Origin of the sequence: Pseudomonas putida (assembly GCF_009883635.2) — a bacterium.
Classification (GTDB): Bacteria; Pseudomonadota; Gammaproteobacteria; order Pseudomonadales; family Pseudomonadaceae; genus Aquipseudomonas; species Aquipseudomonas putida_W.
Genome location: NZ_CP026115.2, coordinates 1,815,050 through 1,830,113 on the forward strand (window position 1 = coordinate 1,815,050; position 15,064 = coordinate 1,830,113).

Below are 15,064 nucleotides of genomic sequence, written 5' to 3' on the forward strand. Positions count from 1 at the left end.
CCTTTTGATACGTGTACTCGTGGAGGTCAGGTTCGCCCCCAGCTGGCAGCGGCGCAGTAGGCCTGAACAGACACCTTTTGTCACCCCTGCCCGCCAGGGCGTCATCTTCGGTGAACTACTCTAGTGAGCATCACGGACGCACGCCCGCTCATGGATGCGACAAGCTGTTTCCAGGCTTGTCGCACGAGCAGAAAAGGACCTTTGCATGACCCCATCCATTCACCTCTACACTTGGCACGGCACCGATGCCAGCGGCGCCGCGGTCAGCGGCCAGGTCAGCGGGCGCAGCCCGGCCTATGCGCGGGCCGGCTTGCAGCGCCAGGGCATTCGCGTGGTCAGCCTGCGGGCGGCTGGCGGTTTTGAATGGCGTTTGCCAAGGGCTCGGGAAAAGACCGACCCTACTGGCTTTAGCCGGCAGCTGGCGACCTTGCTCAAGGCCGGGGTGCCGTTGTTGCAGGCCTTCGAGGTGATGGGGCGCAGTGGTTGCAGTGCAGCGCAGGCTACCTTGCTGGATAAATTGAAACGGGATGTGGCCTCGGGCCTGGGGCTGGCGGATGCGCTGCAGCGGCATCCGGCGTGGTTCGATGGGTTGTACTGCAACCTAATTCGCGTGGGCGAGCAATCCGGCACGCTCGACCGGCAGCTGGAACAACTGGCGGGGATGCTGGAGCAGCGCCAGGTGCTGCGTAAACGCGTGCGCAAGGCGATGCTCTATCCGTTGCTGCTGTTGCTGACTGGGTTGGGCGTTTCGGCGGTGTTGTTGCTGGAGGTGATTCCGCGTTTCGAGAGCCTGTTTGCCGGTTTCGATGCAGCGTTGCCGGCCTTCACGCAGTGGGTGATCAACTTGTCCACAGGGCTGGGGCGTTATGCGCCGCTGCTGTTGATAACCGGACTTGCCCTGGGATTTGCCGTGACTCGGCTGTATCAGAAGCATGCGCCAGCACGCCTGTGGATAACTGCACAGGCCCTGCGTCTACCTGTGTTTGGCAAGCTGTTGAGTCAGGCGGCCCTGGCGCGTTTCGCCCGTACCTTGGCCACGTCCTATGCTGCCGGTGTGCCGTTATTGGATGCGCTGGTCACCGTGGCCAAAGCTTGCGGCGATGACCTGCACGAGCAGGCGGTGCAGCGCTTGCGCCAGGGAATGGCCAACGGGCAGACGCTGAATCAGGCGATGGCGATTGAACCGCTGTTTCCGCCATTGTTGGTACAACTCACCGCCATCGGTGAATCCAGCGGCACGCTGGACCAGATGCTGGAGAAATCCGCCAGCCATTACGAGGAACAGGTCAGCCAGACGCTGGACCAGTTGACCAGCCTGCTGGAGCCGGCCATCGTACTGATCCTGGGCTTGCTGGTCGGTGGCCTGGTGGTGGCGATGTACCTGCCGATCTTCCAGTTGGGTAGCTTGATCTGAACATGACTTCATGGACTTTGCTGGCCGAGCAGCCGGCGTACTTCATTACCCTGGCGGCTGTGCTCGGCCTGTTGGTGGGCAGTTTCCTCAACGTAGTGGTGCATCGCCTGCCGATCATGCTCGAGCGCGAGTGGCAGCGCGAGGCGCAAGAGGTGCTGGGCCTGCCGGCTACCGAGCACGAGCGCTTCAACCTCTCGCTGCCCGCCTCCCACTGCCCGCATTGCAACCACGCGATCCGCGCCTGGGAGAACATTCCCGTACTGAGTTACCTGGCATTGCGCGGGCGCTGCTCGGCGTGCAAGCAGCCGATCAGTGCGCGTTATCCACTGGTCGAGCTGGCCTGTGCGCTGTTTTCGATGGTGGTGGCCTGGCATTCCGGTGCGGGCATCGAAGCGCTGGCCCTGCTGCTGCTGACCTGGAGCCTGCTGGCGCTGAGCCTGATCGACCATGACCAGCAGATTCTGCCGGATGTCATCGTGCTGCCGACGCTGTGGCTGGGCTTGATCGTCAACGCATTCGACACTGTGGTGCCGTTGTCCGATGCACTGTGGGGCGCGGTGGCCGGGTACCTGAGCCTGTGGTCGGTGTACTGGGTGTTCAAGCTGATCACCGGCAAGGAGGGCATGGGCTATGGCGACTTCAAGTTGCTGGCGCTGATCGGTGCCTGGGGCGGCTGGCAGGTGTTGCCGGTGACGTTGCTGCTGTCATCGGTGATCGGCGTGTTGGCGGGCCTGTGCCTGCTGCGCGTGCGAAGGCAATCCGTCGGCGCAGCCATACCCTTTGGCCCTTATCTGGCCATTGCGGGGTGGATTGCTGTGCTCTGGAGTGATGAAATATACGCCTTCTACCTGCATCTGTTTGGAATGTGATGACCACCAAGGCCTTCACCCCCTGGATTCTCGGGCTGACCGGCGGCATCGGCAGCGGCAAGAGCGCCGCCGCCGAGCGCTTCGTCGAACTTGGCGTGCACCTGGTCGACGCCGACCAGGCGGCACGCTGGGTGGTCGAGCCCGGCCGCCCGGCATTGGCGAGCATCGTCGAGCGCTTCGGCCCTGGTGTGCTGCTGGACGATGGCCAACTTGATCGTGCGGCCTTGCGCCAGCTGATCTTCGCCGACCCGGCGCAGCGCAAATGGCTGGAGCAACTGCTGCACCCGTTGATCGGGCAGGAGATCTTCAGCTACCTGGCCAAGGCTGAATCACCCTATGCGGTGTACGTGTCACCGCTGCTGATCGAGTCGGGCCAGCATCAGAAGGTCCAGCGCGTGCTGGTGATCGATGTGCCGCAGGAGCTGCAGGTGGCGCGTACCCTGGCACGTGACAACACCAGCCCTGAGCAGGTGCAGGCCATTCTCAAGGCCCAGCTGGCCCGTGAGGAGCGCCTGGGCCATGCCGACGATGTGGTGGTCAATGACGGCAATTTGGCCGCACTGTACGAGCAGATTGACCGCCTGCACCACTTTTACCTGACTTTACGAGGAGGCCAGCCATGAGCCAGCCATTGACCGTCGATTGCCCGACCTGTGGCGCACCTGTGGAATGGAACGAGAAGAACGCGTTCCGGCCATTCTGTTCCGATCGTTGCAAGCTGATTGACCTGGGCGCCTGGGCGGCCGAGGAGCACAAGATTCCGGTGGCGCCGGAGGCCGAGGATGAGCTGTTTTCCGGGGAGCTGGAGCCGCGGCACTGAGCTGACTTTCAATGGCCTGTACTAGCCTCTTCGCGGGGCAAGCCCGCTCTCATCAAACATAAAATAACTCATTGTTTTTATAAGCATTAAAATCAAGCGGCCTCTACCAGTTCCAGACCCAGTTTCCGGGCCTTGCGCAGCAAGGCCCGGAGCTGCCTGCCCTTGCTTCGCTCTTCAAATTCTTCAATGCCTTTCTCTGCGTAGGCTTGGCCTCTGGTTACCATCGCATATATCAACCGTGCAACCTGATGCGCTGTGGCCTTGATCGCACAGCTCGTGTCCATTCGCGAAAGACGGGCGCGATGACTGGCACCGATAAAGCTCTTGTCGTTTCTGGCGTTGGACGCGGCCTGCTTCAGTGCCTGCGCAGCACGATTGATTACTTTAGGGCCTGATCCCGATAGCTGTCGGCCGCCGGAGATGCGAGTGGGCGGTGCCAAACCCAGCCAGGAACAGAAGTGCTGTGAACTAGGAAAGCGGCTGAGATCTGGGCCGATCTCACTCGCAATGACCAACGCGGTATCCACGCCGATCGTGGGAATGGCGGTCAAATCAACGCCCATCACTTTCCAGACGGCTTGATGCAATGCGGTCTGAGCAGCAGCAGATCGGTGTGGGCTGCGCAGCACTTTGCGCGATGGCTGTGGCTTCTCTTGTCGCACAGGCAGTAGTGCTAGAACACCGCTAATCGCCTCATCGTTATCAGCGATTTGCTGTTCCAGAAAGTCGTAAGCCTCCACCTCCTGCGCTAGTGCATGGAGATGTTCCAAGCGCCAGTTGCCGTGCAGACTGCGAGCAACAGTTTCTGGAGTTGCCTTGATGCGACGATCAATCATCCCTGCCAGTATCTGTGGATCGCGTTCGCCGTCAATGATCGCTCGCAGAATCCTCATTCCCGTGACCCCAGAGATGTCACTGATGACATTGGCAAGCTGGATGTTCATCTGGGTGAGCGCTTTCTGAATACGATTCAATGCTTGCGCCTGATCGCGGACTTTATTGGCCCGTTGGCGAACCAGCGCACGCAAGGTGCAAATCGATTCAGATGGGCGGAATGCTCCTCGGAGCAATCCATGGCTCATCAACTGCCAAATCCACTGACAGTCGAGCACATCCGATTTGCGCCCGGAAATCTGCCGGGTGGACCGCGAGTTAACCAGGTAAACATTGAAGCCACGGGCATCAAGGAGTTCAAACAAGGGAATCCAGTAGACCCCGGTTGCCTCCATAGCAACGACCTCGACTCCCATTTCAGAAAGCCAGTCGGCCAACTGGTTGAGGTCGTGCGTGAACGTGGCGAAGCTGCGCACGATGGGCTCATGATCCTTACTGGCTGCAACCCAATGCTCGCGGCTACCGATGTCAATGCCAGCACAATGTGGATGAACAAGTTGAAAACGTTGCTTGGCCTGCTTGCGCGCCATGAGTATTCCTAGCAGGATAATGGGCGCGCGGGGCACACGGCGGCGAAAGGTTCACTCTCTCATACGTGGTCATCACCTGACGGTGGTGCCTACATGGACTCCACGCCGATGCCGTGCGGGCCACTCTCCTACGCGGGTGCTGATGACACCAATGCGGGTTACGGCCTCTGTCCCGCGCCCTTAGATCCTAACAAAGCAAAAGGCGGCTGCCCTACGGGCAGCCGCCTTTTGCTTTGTCCATTTCATGCCTCAGCGCTCAATGCAGGCCATGCGCATACCAGTTTGCTGCGCGACAGCGCGGCGACTAGCGGCGGGTGGACTCCTACAAGGGAACGCGATCGCCTGTAGGAGCGGGCTTGTCCCGCGAAGGGGCCGGTGCAGCCAATACAGTTCTCAGCGCTCGTCATCCTTCCAAGGCGCCTGCAGATACCGTGTTCGGTTGAACGTCTCCAGCCACTCCGGGCAAAACACCACCAGCGCACTGATCACCATGCCGTTGATGAACGCCTCCGGGAACATCATCAACCACAGGTAGCCGATAAAGTCGCTGAGCCACTCCGGCATCGCAAAGCGACCATCCAGCCATAGCACTCCCAGCGCCACCGGCACGCAAATCAGCACTGTCAGCGCAGCGGGAAAGAACCCCGAACAGAAGATATAGACGAACAGGTTTCGCGGCTGCGCCCGCTCGACCAGGATCGCGCACACCTCGGTAATCAGCACCGGCAACCCCACCAGCAGTAATCCGTTGACCCCAAGCGCTGCGAGGTCCTGTCGGCCCAGCGCCAGCAAACCGAGCTGGGCGAGGACCCCGCCCAGAACGGCCAGCGGCCAGTCCAGCAGCAAGGTCACCGCCGTCATGCCGATGAAGTGATACGACACACCCGTATCGAAATCGCGCCTGACCAGCCACAGGGCAAACAGGCAGAACACCGTGCCGAACAGCAGGTGCTGGCGGCGCCGGTCGGTCACCAGCTCCACCCATCGTGTGCGGCTGGCGGCCCAGATCAGCAAGGGCACATAACCGAGCCAACCCAGGGCAAGGCTGGTTGTGGATAACACCTGCGCGCTGATCACCCGAGCAATACCCCTGTCTGGCCTGTGGATAAACCTGAGTCTACACCGATTCTCGCCGACGCCCGGCTGCGGTAGGCTGGGTGCACTTTTGATGCAGGAGGCATCCACCATGGCTGAAGGACTCAACCAACCTCTATTGCTTGGGGCTGCGCTCAGCGCGGTCGCCGGCCTGCTGCACCTGGCCATCATCGTCGTCGGCCCGCGCTGGTATCGCCTGTTCGGTGCGGGCGAACGCCTGGCGGTGGCGGCTGAAAAAGGCCACCGCTACCCAGCGCTCATCACCGCAGCCATCGCCGGGGTACTGCTGGTATGGTCAGCCTATGCGCTGTCGGCCGCCGGCCTGCTCGGGCGCTTGCCCCTGCTGCTGCCGGTCATCTGCCTGATCACCCTGGTGTACCTCGCACGCGGCCTGTTGGGCCCGCTATTACTGGCTGGCACTGGCCGCAGCAAGCGCTTCATCGTGATCAGTTCGCTGATCTGCCTGGGGTTCGGCGTGGTGCATCTGGTCGGGCTGCTGCAGCAGTGGTCGACATTGGCCTGATTCCCACGCCCAAACAGCATCTTACCGTCATCGATTAGCGGCTAAGCTTGTTCCCATGGATGACTCAGACTACCTGCGCCTGCTTACCATCCAGGCCGAACAAGCCAATGCCTTTCTCTCCAACGCCCGCAAGTGGGAGCGGGAGCGATGGGTGTGCCAGCGCCTGTTGCAAGGGTTGAACATCCCCTATCGCAGCGAGGACTTCACCCCAGCCGGCCAGGAACCACCAGACGTGCTGTTCCGTGATGCGGCATTCGAGGTGTTTTTCGTGCTCGACGAAGGCCGCCGCCTCAACGACGAGTGGCGAGAAGAGCTGCAGCGCCGGCGCAGTGCCTTTTCCCTGGCCCAACTGGTGCGCCGCGAAGCCCGCCCCCGGCGCATCGCCGCCGCCGAGCTGCTTGGGCGCCTGGCGCCGACCCTGCGCAAAAAGGCGCACAACTACCGCGAGCGCGGGCTGGACCTGAGCGAGCTGGACATCATCGCTTTCGCCAGCCTCAAGCGCGAAGTGCTCGACCTAAACACCCACTTCCCGCCGCCCACCGAATACCTGCGCCAGGGCTGGCGCTCGCTGTCGCTGGTCGGGCCGACATTCGCCCGGGTGCTGTTCGCCCACCCCGATGCGCCGGACTTTCTGCGCGGCAACCTGGGGCGCAGTATCGTCTTCGACGTGGGCATCAGTCTTTGATCCACTGCCGAGAGTCATTGCGATGGCGTAAACTCGGCGCCAGGGATAGAAAGCATTATCATTTGTTTGAAGCGCTTGCCTGAACGCTGTGGCGTTCGGGCAGTCACAAACGTCTACCTGACGAGGCCCACCATGACCAGTCGCCTGAACCCGGAAGATCAGCGTCGTGTCGATGAGTATCTGCGAGCCCCCCAGCACCAAGTCGAGCGCCGGCCTTTCCGGCCCTGGCTGCTCCTTGTGCTGGTATTGGCCGTGACCATCGGGTTGGGTCTCATCAGCCGTCTGCTGAGTGGACTGGTGCTATGAGCTGCCTTGCGCTCGCCCTCCCCTCGTGCAGTTTGCGGCCGGCCCCTGGGGCCACGAATTCCGTAAACCTTATGAGATATCCCCATGACTCATCGCATCGTGATTGTCGGCGGCGGCGCCGGCGGCCTGGAACTGGCGACCCGCCTGGGTAAAAGCCTGGGCAAGCGCAAGCAGGCCGAGATCACCCTGGTCGACGCCAACCTCACGCACATCTGGAAACCCCTGCTGCACGAAGTGGCCGCCGGCTCGCTGAACTCCTCGGAAGACGAACTGAACTACGTGGCCCAGGCCAAGTGGAACCACTTCAACTTCCAGCTGGGGCGCATGAGCGGCCTGGACCGTGAAGGCAAGCAGATCCAACTGGCCGCCACCCTCGATGAAGAGGGCCGCGAGTTGCTGCCTGCGCGCACCCTGGGCTACGACACCCTGGTCATCGCCGTGGGTTCGAACACCAACGACTTCGGCACCCTGGGTGCTGCGCAGCACTGCCTGTTCCTCGATACCCGCAAGCAGGCCGAGCGGTTCCACCAGCAGCTGCTGAACCACTACCTGCGTGCCCACGCCGGTGACGTGGCCAGCGAGCAGATCAGCGTGGCCATCGTCGGCGCCGGTGCCACCGGTGTGGAACTGGCGGCAGAGCTGCACCACGCCGCCCACGAACTGGCAGCCTATGGCCTGGACCGCATCCAGCCCAAGGACATGCACATCACCATCATCGAGGCTGGCCCGCGCGTGCTGCCTGCGCTGCCGGAGCGTATCAGCGTGCCGGTGCACAAGACCCTGGAAAAACTCGGGGTGAAGGTGATGACCAACGCGGCCGTCAGTGAAGTGACCGAAGATGGCCTGAAGACCAAAGACGGTGAAGTGATCCAGGCCAGCCTCAAGGTGTGGGCGGCGGGTATCCGTGCACCGGGCTTCCTCAAGGATATCGACGGCCTGGAAACCAACCGCATCAACCAGCTGGTGGTGCGCCCTACCCTGCAGACCACCCGCGACGACAACATCTTCGCCTTCGGTGACTGCGCCGCCTGCCCGCAACCGGGTAGCGACCGCAACGTGCCACCACGGGCCCAGGCCGCGCACCAGCAGGCTTCGATGCTGGCGCAGAGCCTGAAGGCGCGACTGGAGAACAAGGCACTGCCGACTTACGAATACAAGGACTACGGCTCGCTGGTGTCGCTGTCGCGCTTCTCGGCGGTGGGCAACCTGATGGGTAACCTGATGGGCAGCGTGAAGCTGGAGGGCTGGCTGGCGCGGATGTTCTACGTGTCGCTGTACCGCATGCACCAGATGGCGCTGTATGGGTTCTTCCGTACGGCGTTGATGATGCTGGGTAGCAAGATTGGTCGGGGCACTGAGCCGCGATTGAAGCTGCACTGATCGAAGATGAAGGGTCGCCTGGGCGGCCCTTCTTTTTGCCTGCTTTTCCGAGGCCAAAGAAAAAGGGCATCTCATGCGAGATGCCCTTTGTTCATGGTGGGTCGTGTAGGATTCGAACCTACGACCAATTGGTTAAAAGCCAACTGCTCTACCAACTGAGCTAACGACCCAAAAATGGTCGGGGTGAGGGGATTCGAACTCCTGACATCCTGCTCCCAAAGCAGGCGCGCTACCGGACTGCGCTACACCCCGAGGTCTTGCTTAAAAAAAAGGGCACCTCGATCGAGATGCCCCTTTTTACATGGTGGGTCGTGTAGGATTCGAACCTACGACCAATTGGTTAAAAGCCAACTGCTCTACCAACTGAGCTAACGACCCGGAAAATGGTCGGGGTGAGGGGATTCGAACTCCTGACATCCTGCTCCCAAAGCAGGCGCGCTACCGGACTGCGCTACACCCCGAGATTGGCTCCGCGACCTGGACTCGAACCAGGGACCCAATGATTAACAGTCATTTGCTCTACCGACTGAGCTATCGCGGAACTGAACTTCGGTACAACTTACTTCACTGCTACTCCGAAGGCTGTGTTCGCTTCGGACTCTTTAGCTTCTCTGCTTTCGCTTTGTCGCTGCTGAGGCCGGCTATTCTACATTCTTCGTTTTGCTTGTCAACCACTTTTTTTCATTCAACTTACTGATTTGTAAGTTGTTTTGCGGTCACCCATGTTGCTGGTGATTCGCTTAGTGCCTGACAACGCGGCGTATATTAGGGGCACTCGTTTTTTGATGCAAGCAGAAATTTCAAAAATTTCAGCAAGTTATCCCACATGCCCGGAAAGCCCCGGATTTGCTGGCTCGCCCCGCGAAGAGGCCACAGGAAGACGCAAAAAAGCCCCGCCGAAGCGGGGCTGTTCACAACTGCAATCAGGCAAAGACGATTTCGTCGCCTTCCACCTTGGCAGTAATCGCCGTCCCTGGGATGAACTTGCCAGCCAGGATCAGCTGCGCCAGCGGGTTTTCGATCCAGCGCTGAATCGCCCGCTTCAGCGGCCGTGCACCGTACACCGGGTCGTAACCCACGGCGATCAACTTGTCCAAGGCCTCTGGGCTCAGGCTCAGCGACAGTTCGCGTTCGAGCAGGCGGCTGCGCAGGCGGCCAAGCTGGATCTCGGTGATACCGGCGATCTGCTCGCGGCCCAGCGGCTCGAACACCACCACTTCGTCGATCCGGTTGATAAATTCCGGACGGAAGTGCGAACCCACTGCGTCCATCACCGCCGCACGCTGCGCCTCGCGATCCCCCACCAGCTCCTGTATCTGCGCCGAGCCCAGGTTGGAGGTCATCACGATCACCGTGTTGCGGAAGTCCACGGTGCGGCCATGACTGTCAGTCAGGCGGCCATCTTCCAGCACCTGCAGCAGCACGTTGAACACATCCGGGTGAGCCTTCTCCACCTCATCCAGCAGCACCACCGAGTACGGCTTGCGGCGCACGGCCTCGGTCAGGTAACCGCCCTCTTCATAACCGACGTAGCCTGGCGGGGCACCGATCAGGCGAGCCACGGAGTGTTTCTCCATGAACTCGGACATGTCGATGCGCACCATGGCCTCTTCGGTGTCGAACAGGAACTCGGCCAGCGCCTTGCACAGCTCGGTCTTGCCCACGCCGGTCGGGCCAAGGAACAGGAACGAACCACTTGGCCGGTTCGGGTCGGACAGCCCGGCACGCGAACGGCGCACGGCGTTGGCAACTGCGGTCACCGCCTCGCCCTGGCCGATCACCCGCTGGTGCAGCAGTTCTTCCATCTTCAGCAGCTTCTCGCGCTCGCCTTCGAGCATCTTCGCCACCGGGATGCCGGTCCACTTGGACACCACTTCGGCGATCTCCTCCTCGGTGACCTTGTTGCGCAGCAACTGGTTCTCGGTCTTGCCGTGCTGGTCGACCATCTGCAGGCTGCGTTCCAGGTCCGGGATCACCCCGTACTGCAGCTCGGCCATGCGGCTCAGGTCACCTTTGCGACGGGCGCTTTCCAGCTCCTGTCGGGCCTGCTCGATCTTTTGCTGGATCTGTGCCGAGCCCTGCACTTCGGCTTTTTCCGACGCCCAGATTTCTTCCAGGTCGGAATACTCGCGCTCCAGCCGCTCGATTTCCTCGGTGAGCTTCTCGAGGCGCTTCTTCGCCGCTTCGTCTTCTTCCTTCTTCAGCGCCTGGGATTCCACCTTCAGCTGGATCAGGCGACGGTCGAGGCGGTCGAGCACTTCCGGCTTGGAGTCGATCTCCATGCGGATGCGGCTGGCCGCTTCGTCAATCAGGTCGATGGCCTTGTCCGGCAGCTGGCGGTCGGTGATGTAGCGGTGGCTGAGCTTGGCTGCGGCAATGATCGCACCGTCGGTGATGGCCACCTTGTGGTGCACTTCATAGCGCTCTTTCAGGCCACGCAGGATGGCGATGGTGTCTTCCTCGCTCGGCTCTTCCACCAGCACTTTCTGGAAGCGCCGCTCCAGCGCCGCGTCCTTCTCGATGAACTGGCGGTATTCGTTGAGCGTGGTGGCGCCAACGCAGTGCAGCTCGCCACGGGCCAGGGCCGGCTTGAGCATGTTGCCAGCGTCCATGGCGCCCTCGCCTTTGCCGGCGCCGACCATGGTGTGCAGTTCGTCGATGAACAGGATGATCTGGCCTTCCTGTTTGGACAGCTCGTTAAGCAGGCCTTTGAGGCGCTCTTCGAACTCGCCGCGGTACTTGGCACCGGCGATCAGCGCGCCCATGTCCAGCGCCAGCAGGCGCTTGCCTTTCAGGCCGTCAGGCACTTCGCCGTTGATGATGCGCTGGGCCAAGCCTTCGGCGATGGCGGTTTTACCCACGCCAGGCTCACCGATCAGCACCGGATTGTTCTTGGTGCGACGCTGCAGCACCTGCACGGTGCGGCGGATTTCGTCGTCACGGCCGATCACCGGGTCGAGCTTGCCTTCTTCGGCGCGCTTGGTCAGGTCGACGGTGTACTTGTCCAGCGCCTGACGCGATTCTTCGGCGTTGGCGTCATTCACCGCCGCACCGCCGCGCAGGTTGTTGATGGCGTTTTCCAGGGCCTTCTTGGTCACGCCCTGACTGAGCAACAGCTTGCCGAGCTTGCTGTTCTCGTCCATGGCGGCGAGCACCACCAGTTCGCTGGAAATGAACTGGTCGCCCTTCTGCTGGGCCAGGCGATCAGCCTGGTTGAGCAGGCGCGCCAGGTCCTGTGACATGTTCACGTCGCCAGTGGGGTTCTGGATTTTCGGCAACTGGTCGAGTTCTTTCACCAACGCCTGGCGCAGGTTGTTGATGTCGAAGCCAACCTGCATCAGCAGCGGCTTGATCGAACCGCCCTGCTGTTCGAGCAGTGCCTGCAACAGGTGCACGGGCTCGATGGCTGGGTGGTCCATGCCAACGGCCAGGGATTGGGCATCGGATATTGCAAGCTGGAGCTTGCTGGTCAAACGGTCTATTCGCATGGTGTACCTTCCTTTAAAGGGCAGGTCGGAGCGATGGACAGCGCCTGTTTATGAAGAAACCTGCCTGAGATGACCTTATAGATAAGGCTGATTCTGGAAGATTCAAGCGTAGCGGGGTTGACCGGGGTCAGCTTTCTGGATTAGCGCGGGGCCAACCAGACCAGCGAGGCGAAGCGCCCACCTTGAGGGGTACGACGATAGGAGAAGAAGCGGGCATCACTGACCGTGCAGTAACCACCGCCATAAACAGCCGTCACCCCACGCGCCGCCAGGCGAATGCGCGCCAGCTCGTAGATATCCGCCATCAACTTGCCCGGCCGTTCGCCGTCGACGAAAGCCCTGGCCGCTTCAGGATGCACGGCAGTAAAGGCATCGCGCACTTCCTGCCCCACTTCGAAGGCCTTGGGGCCGATGGCCGGCCCGAGCCACACCAGCACCTCTTCAGGCGCCAACGCCAGGCGATCGAGGGTGGCCTCGAGCACGCCGCCCGCCAGCCCGCGCCAGCCCGCATGGGCTGCCGCAACGCGAGTACCGGCGCGGTCGCAGAACAGCGCCGGCAGGCAATCGGCAGTCATCACGGTGCAGGCAATGCCCGGCTGGTCGGTCCAGCTGGCATCGGCCTCGGCCACCACGGCCGGGTCGGCATCCGCCACCACCAGGCCATGCACCTGCTTGAGCCAGGCTGGCTGGATGGTGAATTCGTCGCTGAGGCGACGGCGGTTCTCGGTGACCGCGACCGGGTCATCGCCGACGTGGTCACCGAGATTGAAGGATTCGTAGGGCGGCAGGCTGACGCCACCCTCACGGGTAGTGACGCAGGCGCAAACCGAGGCCGGGGCTGGCCAGTCGGGGATCAGCAGCGACTGCGTCAGACCGTTCATCCGATAAAGCTCTCGCGGTCCTGGTTGAGCAGCGACAGCAACCAGACGAAGTCGTCCGGCAGAGGCGACTCCCACTTCATCTTCTCACCGGTGATCGGGTGGACCAACGCCAGGAACCGCGCATGCAGCGCCTGGCGCGGGAAGTTCTTGACCGCCTCGACCATGGTTGGGCTGGCTGCCGGCGGAATACGGAAACGCACACCGTACGTCTGGTCGCCGACCAGCGGATAACCGACATGCGCCATGTGCACGCGGATCTGGTGAGTACGACCGGTTTCCAGCTTGACCCGCACATGGGTGTGCGAACGGAAGCGCTTGAGCACCCGGTAGTGGCTGACTGCGGGCTTACCGCCGTCAGTCACCGCCATGCGCTGGCGCAGCCCACCGTGACGACCGATCGGAGCGTCGATCTTGCCGCCGGCGATCACCACCCCAACCACGATGCATTCGTAGATGCGGCTGACTGTGCGGCTCTGCAACTGCTCGACCAGCTTGGTCTGCGCCTGCAGGGTCTTGGCCACCACCATCAGACCGGTGGTGTCCTTGTCCAGGCGGTGAACGATACCGGCGCGCGGCACGTTGATGATGTCTGGCACGTGGTGCAGCAGCGCATTGAGCAGCGTACCGCTGGCATGCCCGGCGGCCGGGTGCACAACCAGCCCCGCAGGCTTGTTGATCACCATGATGTGGTCGTCTTCGTAGACGATATCCAGTTCGATATCTTCTGCGACCCACTCACCCTGGGCCTCTTGCTCGGCCTCCAGGATAAGCTGCGAACCACCATGGACGGGGTCCCGAGGGCGCACGACCGCGCCATCGACCGTCAGGCGGCCCTCTTTGATCCACGAAGTAAGCCGCGAACGCGAATACTCGGCGAACAATTGGGCGGCGACCTGGTCGAGGCGTTGACCGCCCAGTTCGGACGGGACCTCTGCGCTAAGTTGAATGATCTCGGACATGCTCGATTCGGCGGGCGCACAGCCTTTGGTTTCGGCTGCGAGCTTGTGGTTAAATACGGCTTCTTTTGTCCCGGGGTTGGCCGGGGCGCTCATCATAACAGGACGGCACCGCCCAAGACAGCGGCCGTCAAAGGGACGCAAGCCGCCATGCAAGTGAAACACCTGCTGCTGATCGCCATCCTCGGGCTCACCGCGGCCTGTTCCTCCAATAAGGAAGTCATTGACGAGAACCTCAGTGAGGCCGAGCTGTATCAGCAGGCTCAGGCTGACCTGGACAACTCCAGCTATACCAGCGCCGTGAACAAGCTCAAGGCCCTGGAGTCGCGCTACCCGTTCGGCCGCTACGCCGACCAGGCGCAGCTCGAGCTGATCTACGCCAACTACAAGAACTCCGAGCCTGAGGCTGCCAAATCGGCTGCCGAGCGCTTCATTCGCCTGCACCCGCAGCACCCGAACGTCGACTACGCCTACTACCTCAAGGGCCTGACCTCGTTCGACCAGGACCGTGGCCTGCTGGCGCGTTTCCTGCCGCTGGACATGACCAAGCGTGACCCGGGTGCCGCCCGCGACTCGTACAACGAGTTCGCCCAGCTCACCAGCCGCTTCCCCAACAGCCGCTACTCGCCGGACGCCAAGCAGCGCATGATCTACCTGCGCAACCTGCTGGCTTCCTACGAAATTCACGTGGCCGACTACTACCTGAGCCGCCAGGCCTACGTGGCTGCAGCCAACCGTGGTCGCTACGTGGTCGAGAACTTCCAGGAAACCCCATCGGTCGGCGACGGCCTGGCGGTGATGGTCGAGTCGTACCAGAAGATGCACCTGGACGAGCTGGCGGCCACCAGCCTGGAAACCCTCAAGCTCAACTACCCGGACCACCCTAGCCTGGTCGATGGCCAGTTCCAGCCCAAGCAGACCGAGTCTGACGGCCGCGGCTGGCTGTCCAAGGCCACCCTGGGCCTGATCGAGACCGAAACTCCACTGCCGCCGGGTGAAACCCGCGCCAACCAGGACGTGGTCAAGCAGTTCCAGGATGCGCGCGACGAGATGCCGCAAGAGCTGCTGCCGAAGGACGAGAACGGTGACCCGATCGTCCCGGCAGGCCCGAAGGAAGCTGAAAAAGACCGCTCGTGGTTCAGCTACATGACCTTTGGTCTGTTTGACTGATCCAAGCACTATGAGAAAGGGAGGTCTGAGACCTCCCTTTTTTTATGGCCGCG

The 15,064-nt window shown here is 61.8% G+C and carries 14 protein-coding genes and 5 tRNA genes; 9 read left to right on the plus strand and 10 right to left on the minus strand.

From position 1 onward, the window contains the following. Positions 1-205: 205 nt before the first annotated feature. The 4 genes from C2H86_RS08345 to yacG are packed head-to-tail and all read left to right on the plus strand — an operon-like array spanning position 206 to position 3,103. The gene (locus C2H86_RS08345) at positions 206-1,414 is read left to right on the plus strand and encodes a type II secretion system F family protein (protein WP_159412186.1); all 1,209 of its coding nucleotides are present in this window, start codon (positions 206-208) and stop codon (positions 1,412-1,414) included. A 2-nt stretch (positions 1,415-1,416) separates the two neighbouring features. Then, positions 1,417-2,283 (plus strand): prepilin peptidase, encoded by an 867-nt coding sequence (locus C2H86_RS08350; protein WP_159412187.1) that lies wholly within the window; start codon positions 1,417-1,419, stop codon positions 2,281-2,283. Next, positions 2,283-2,906: a dephospho-CoA kinase gene (gene coaE, locus C2H86_RS08355; RefSeq protein WP_159412188.1), complete on the plus strand. Its 624-nt coding sequence runs from the start codon at positions 2,283-2,285 to the stop codon at positions 2,904-2,906. The genes C2H86_RS08350 and coaE overlap by 1 nt, the downstream gene beginning before the upstream one ends. Then, positions 2,903-3,103 (plus strand): DNA gyrase inhibitor YacG, encoded by a 201-nt coding sequence (yacG, locus tag C2H86_RS08360; RefSeq protein ID WP_159412189.1) that lies wholly within the window; start codon positions 2,903-2,905, stop codon positions 3,101-3,103. Before coaE ends, yacG begins: the two co-directional genes overlap by 4 nt. 92 nt (positions 3,104-3,195) lie before the next feature. Here the strand turns inward: yacG and C2H86_RS08365 are convergent, their stop codons facing one another. Together C2H86_RS08365 and C2H86_RS08370 are read right to left on the minus strand one after the other, a co-directional pair. Continuing rightward, positions 3,196-4,527 carry an IS110 family transposase gene (locus C2H86_RS08365; protein ID WP_163985947.1) on the minus strand — a complete coding sequence of 444 codons (1,332 nt, stop codon included), beginning with the start codon at positions 4,525-4,527 and terminating at the stop codon, positions 3,196-3,198. A gap of 393 nt (positions 4,528-4,920) precedes the next feature. After that, positions 4,921-5,604 carry an energy-coupling factor ABC transporter permease gene (locus tag C2H86_RS08370; RefSeq protein ID WP_159412191.1) on the minus strand — a complete coding sequence of 228 codons (684 nt, stop codon included), beginning with the start codon at positions 5,602-5,604 and terminating at the stop codon, positions 4,921-4,923. 109 nt (positions 5,605-5,713) lie between these two features. Here C2H86_RS08370 and C2H86_RS08375 point away from each other — a divergent pair, with 109 nt between their 5' ends. From C2H86_RS08375 to C2H86_RS08390, 4 genes are all read left to right on the plus strand, one after another. Then, positions 5,714-6,145, plus strand: a complete 432-nt coding sequence (locus C2H86_RS08375) for a hypothetical protein (protein ID WP_159412192.1) — start codon at positions 5,714-5,716, stop codon at positions 6,143-6,145. A gap of 55 nt (positions 6,146-6,200) precedes the next feature. Then, positions 6,201-6,830, plus strand: a complete 630-nt coding sequence (locus tag C2H86_RS08380) for a DUF1780 domain-containing protein (RefSeq protein WP_027918232.1) — start codon at positions 6,201-6,203, stop codon at positions 6,828-6,830. A 132-nt stretch (positions 6,831-6,962) separates the two neighbouring features. Further along, a complete protein-coding gene (locus tag C2H86_RS08385) occupies positions 6,963-7,136 on the plus strand; it encodes a DUF3094 domain-containing protein (RefSeq protein ID WP_008091951.1) in 174 nt (57 codons plus the stop codon). Between the two features lie 84 nt (positions 7,137-7,220). Continuing rightward, the gene (locus tag C2H86_RS08390; RefSeq protein WP_110639969.1) at positions 7,221-8,516 is read left to right on the plus strand and encodes an NAD(P)/FAD-dependent oxidoreductase; all 1,296 of its coding nucleotides are present in this window, start codon (positions 7,221-7,223) and stop codon (positions 8,514-8,516) included. Between the two features lie 94 nt (positions 8,517-8,610). Here the strand turns inward: C2H86_RS08390 and C2H86_RS08395 are convergent. The 8 genes from C2H86_RS08395 to rluD all read right to left on the minus strand — a co-directional run bounded on the left by C2H86_RS08395 (position 8,611) and on the right by rluD (position 13,844). Continuing rightward, a tRNA-Lys gene (locus C2H86_RS08395) sits at positions 8,611-8,686 on the minus strand. 5 nt (positions 8,687-8,691) lie between these two features. Then, a tRNA-Pro gene (locus tag C2H86_RS08400) sits at positions 8,692-8,768 on the minus strand. Positions 8,769-8,818: 50 nt separating this feature from the next. Beyond that, a tRNA-Lys gene (locus C2H86_RS08405) sits at positions 8,819-8,894 on the minus strand. Between the two features lie 6 nt (positions 8,895-8,900). Continuing rightward, positions 8,901-8,977, minus strand: a tRNA-Pro gene (locus C2H86_RS08410). A gap of 4 nt (positions 8,978-8,981) precedes the next feature. Further along, a tRNA-Asn gene (locus C2H86_RS08415) sits at positions 8,982-9,057 on the minus strand. A gap of 382 nt (positions 9,058-9,439) precedes the next feature. Continuing rightward, on the minus strand, positions 9,440-12,004 hold the full coding sequence (clpB, locus tag C2H86_RS08420) for an ATP-dependent chaperone ClpB (protein ID WP_159412193.1): 2,565 nt from the start codon (positions 12,002-12,004) through the stop codon (positions 9,440-9,442). A gap of 140 nt (positions 12,005-12,144) precedes the next feature. Next, positions 12,145-12,885 carry a peptidoglycan editing factor PgeF gene (pgeF, locus tag C2H86_RS08425; RefSeq protein WP_159412194.1) on the minus strand — a complete coding sequence of 247 codons (741 nt, stop codon included), beginning with the start codon at positions 12,883-12,885 and terminating at the stop codon, positions 12,145-12,147. After that, a complete protein-coding gene (gene rluD / locus C2H86_RS08430) occupies positions 12,882-13,844 on the minus strand; it encodes a 23S rRNA pseudouridine(1911/1915/1917) synthase RluD (RefSeq protein ID WP_159412195.1) in 963 nt (320 codons plus the stop codon). Before rluD ends, pgeF begins: the two co-directional genes overlap by 4 nt. Positions 13,845-13,991: 147 nt before the next feature. On the opposite strand from rluD, the gene C2H86_RS08435 reads away from it, so the two are divergent. Further along, on the plus strand, positions 13,992-15,011 hold the full coding sequence (locus C2H86_RS08435) for an outer membrane protein assembly factor BamD (protein ID WP_060512985.1): 1,020 nt from the start codon (positions 13,992-13,994) through the stop codon (positions 15,009-15,011). The last annotated feature ends 53 nt before the right edge of the window (positions 15,012-15,064 follow it).

Coding starts and splice junctions, on each gene's coding strand:
- C2H86_RS08385 (WP_008091951.1), top strand. CDS start 6,963: ATGACCAGTCGCCTGAACCCGGAAGATCAGCGTCGTGTCGATGAGTAT.
- rluD (WP_159412195.1), bottom strand. CDS start 13,844: ATGTCCGAGATCATTCAACTTAGCGCAGAGGTCCCGTCCGAACTGGGC.
- C2H86_RS08345 (WP_159412186.1), top strand. CDS start 206: ATGACCCCATCCATTCACCTCTACACTTGGCACGGCACCGATGCCAGC.
- C2H86_RS08390 (WP_110639969.1), top strand. CDS start 7,221: ATGACTCATCGCATCGTGATTGTCGGCGGCGGCGCCGGCGGCCTGGAA.
- yacG (WP_159412189.1), top strand. CDS start 2,903: ATGAGCCAGCCATTGACCGTCGATTGCCCGACCTGTGGCGCACCTGTG.
- C2H86_RS08350 (WP_159412187.1), top strand. CDS start 1,417: ATGACTTCATGGACTTTGCTGGCCGAGCAGCCGGCGTACTTCATTACC.
- pgeF (WP_159412194.1), bottom strand. CDS start 12,885: ATGAACGGTCTGACGCAGTCGCTGCTGATCCCCGACTGGCCAGCCCCG.
- C2H86_RS08375 (WP_159412192.1), top strand. CDS start 5,714: ATGGCTGAAGGACTCAACCAACCTCTATTGCTTGGGGCTGCGCTCAGC.
- clpB (WP_159412193.1), bottom strand. CDS start 12,004: ATGCGAATAGACCGTTTGACCAGCAAGCTCCAGCTTGCAATATCCGAT.
- C2H86_RS08365 (WP_163985947.1), bottom strand. CDS start 4,527: ATGGCGCGCAAGCAGGCCAAGCAACGTTTTCAACTTGTTCATCCACAT.
- C2H86_RS08380 (WP_027918232.1), top strand. CDS start 6,201: ATGGATGACTCAGACTACCTGCGCCTGCTTACCATCCAGGCCGAACAA.
- C2H86_RS08435 (WP_060512985.1), top strand. CDS start 13,992: ATGCAAGTGAAACACCTGCTGCTGATCGCCATCCTCGGGCTCACCGCG.
- coaE (WP_159412188.1), top strand. CDS start 2,283: ATGACCACCAAGGCCTTCACCCCCTGGATTCTCGGGCTGACCGGCGGC.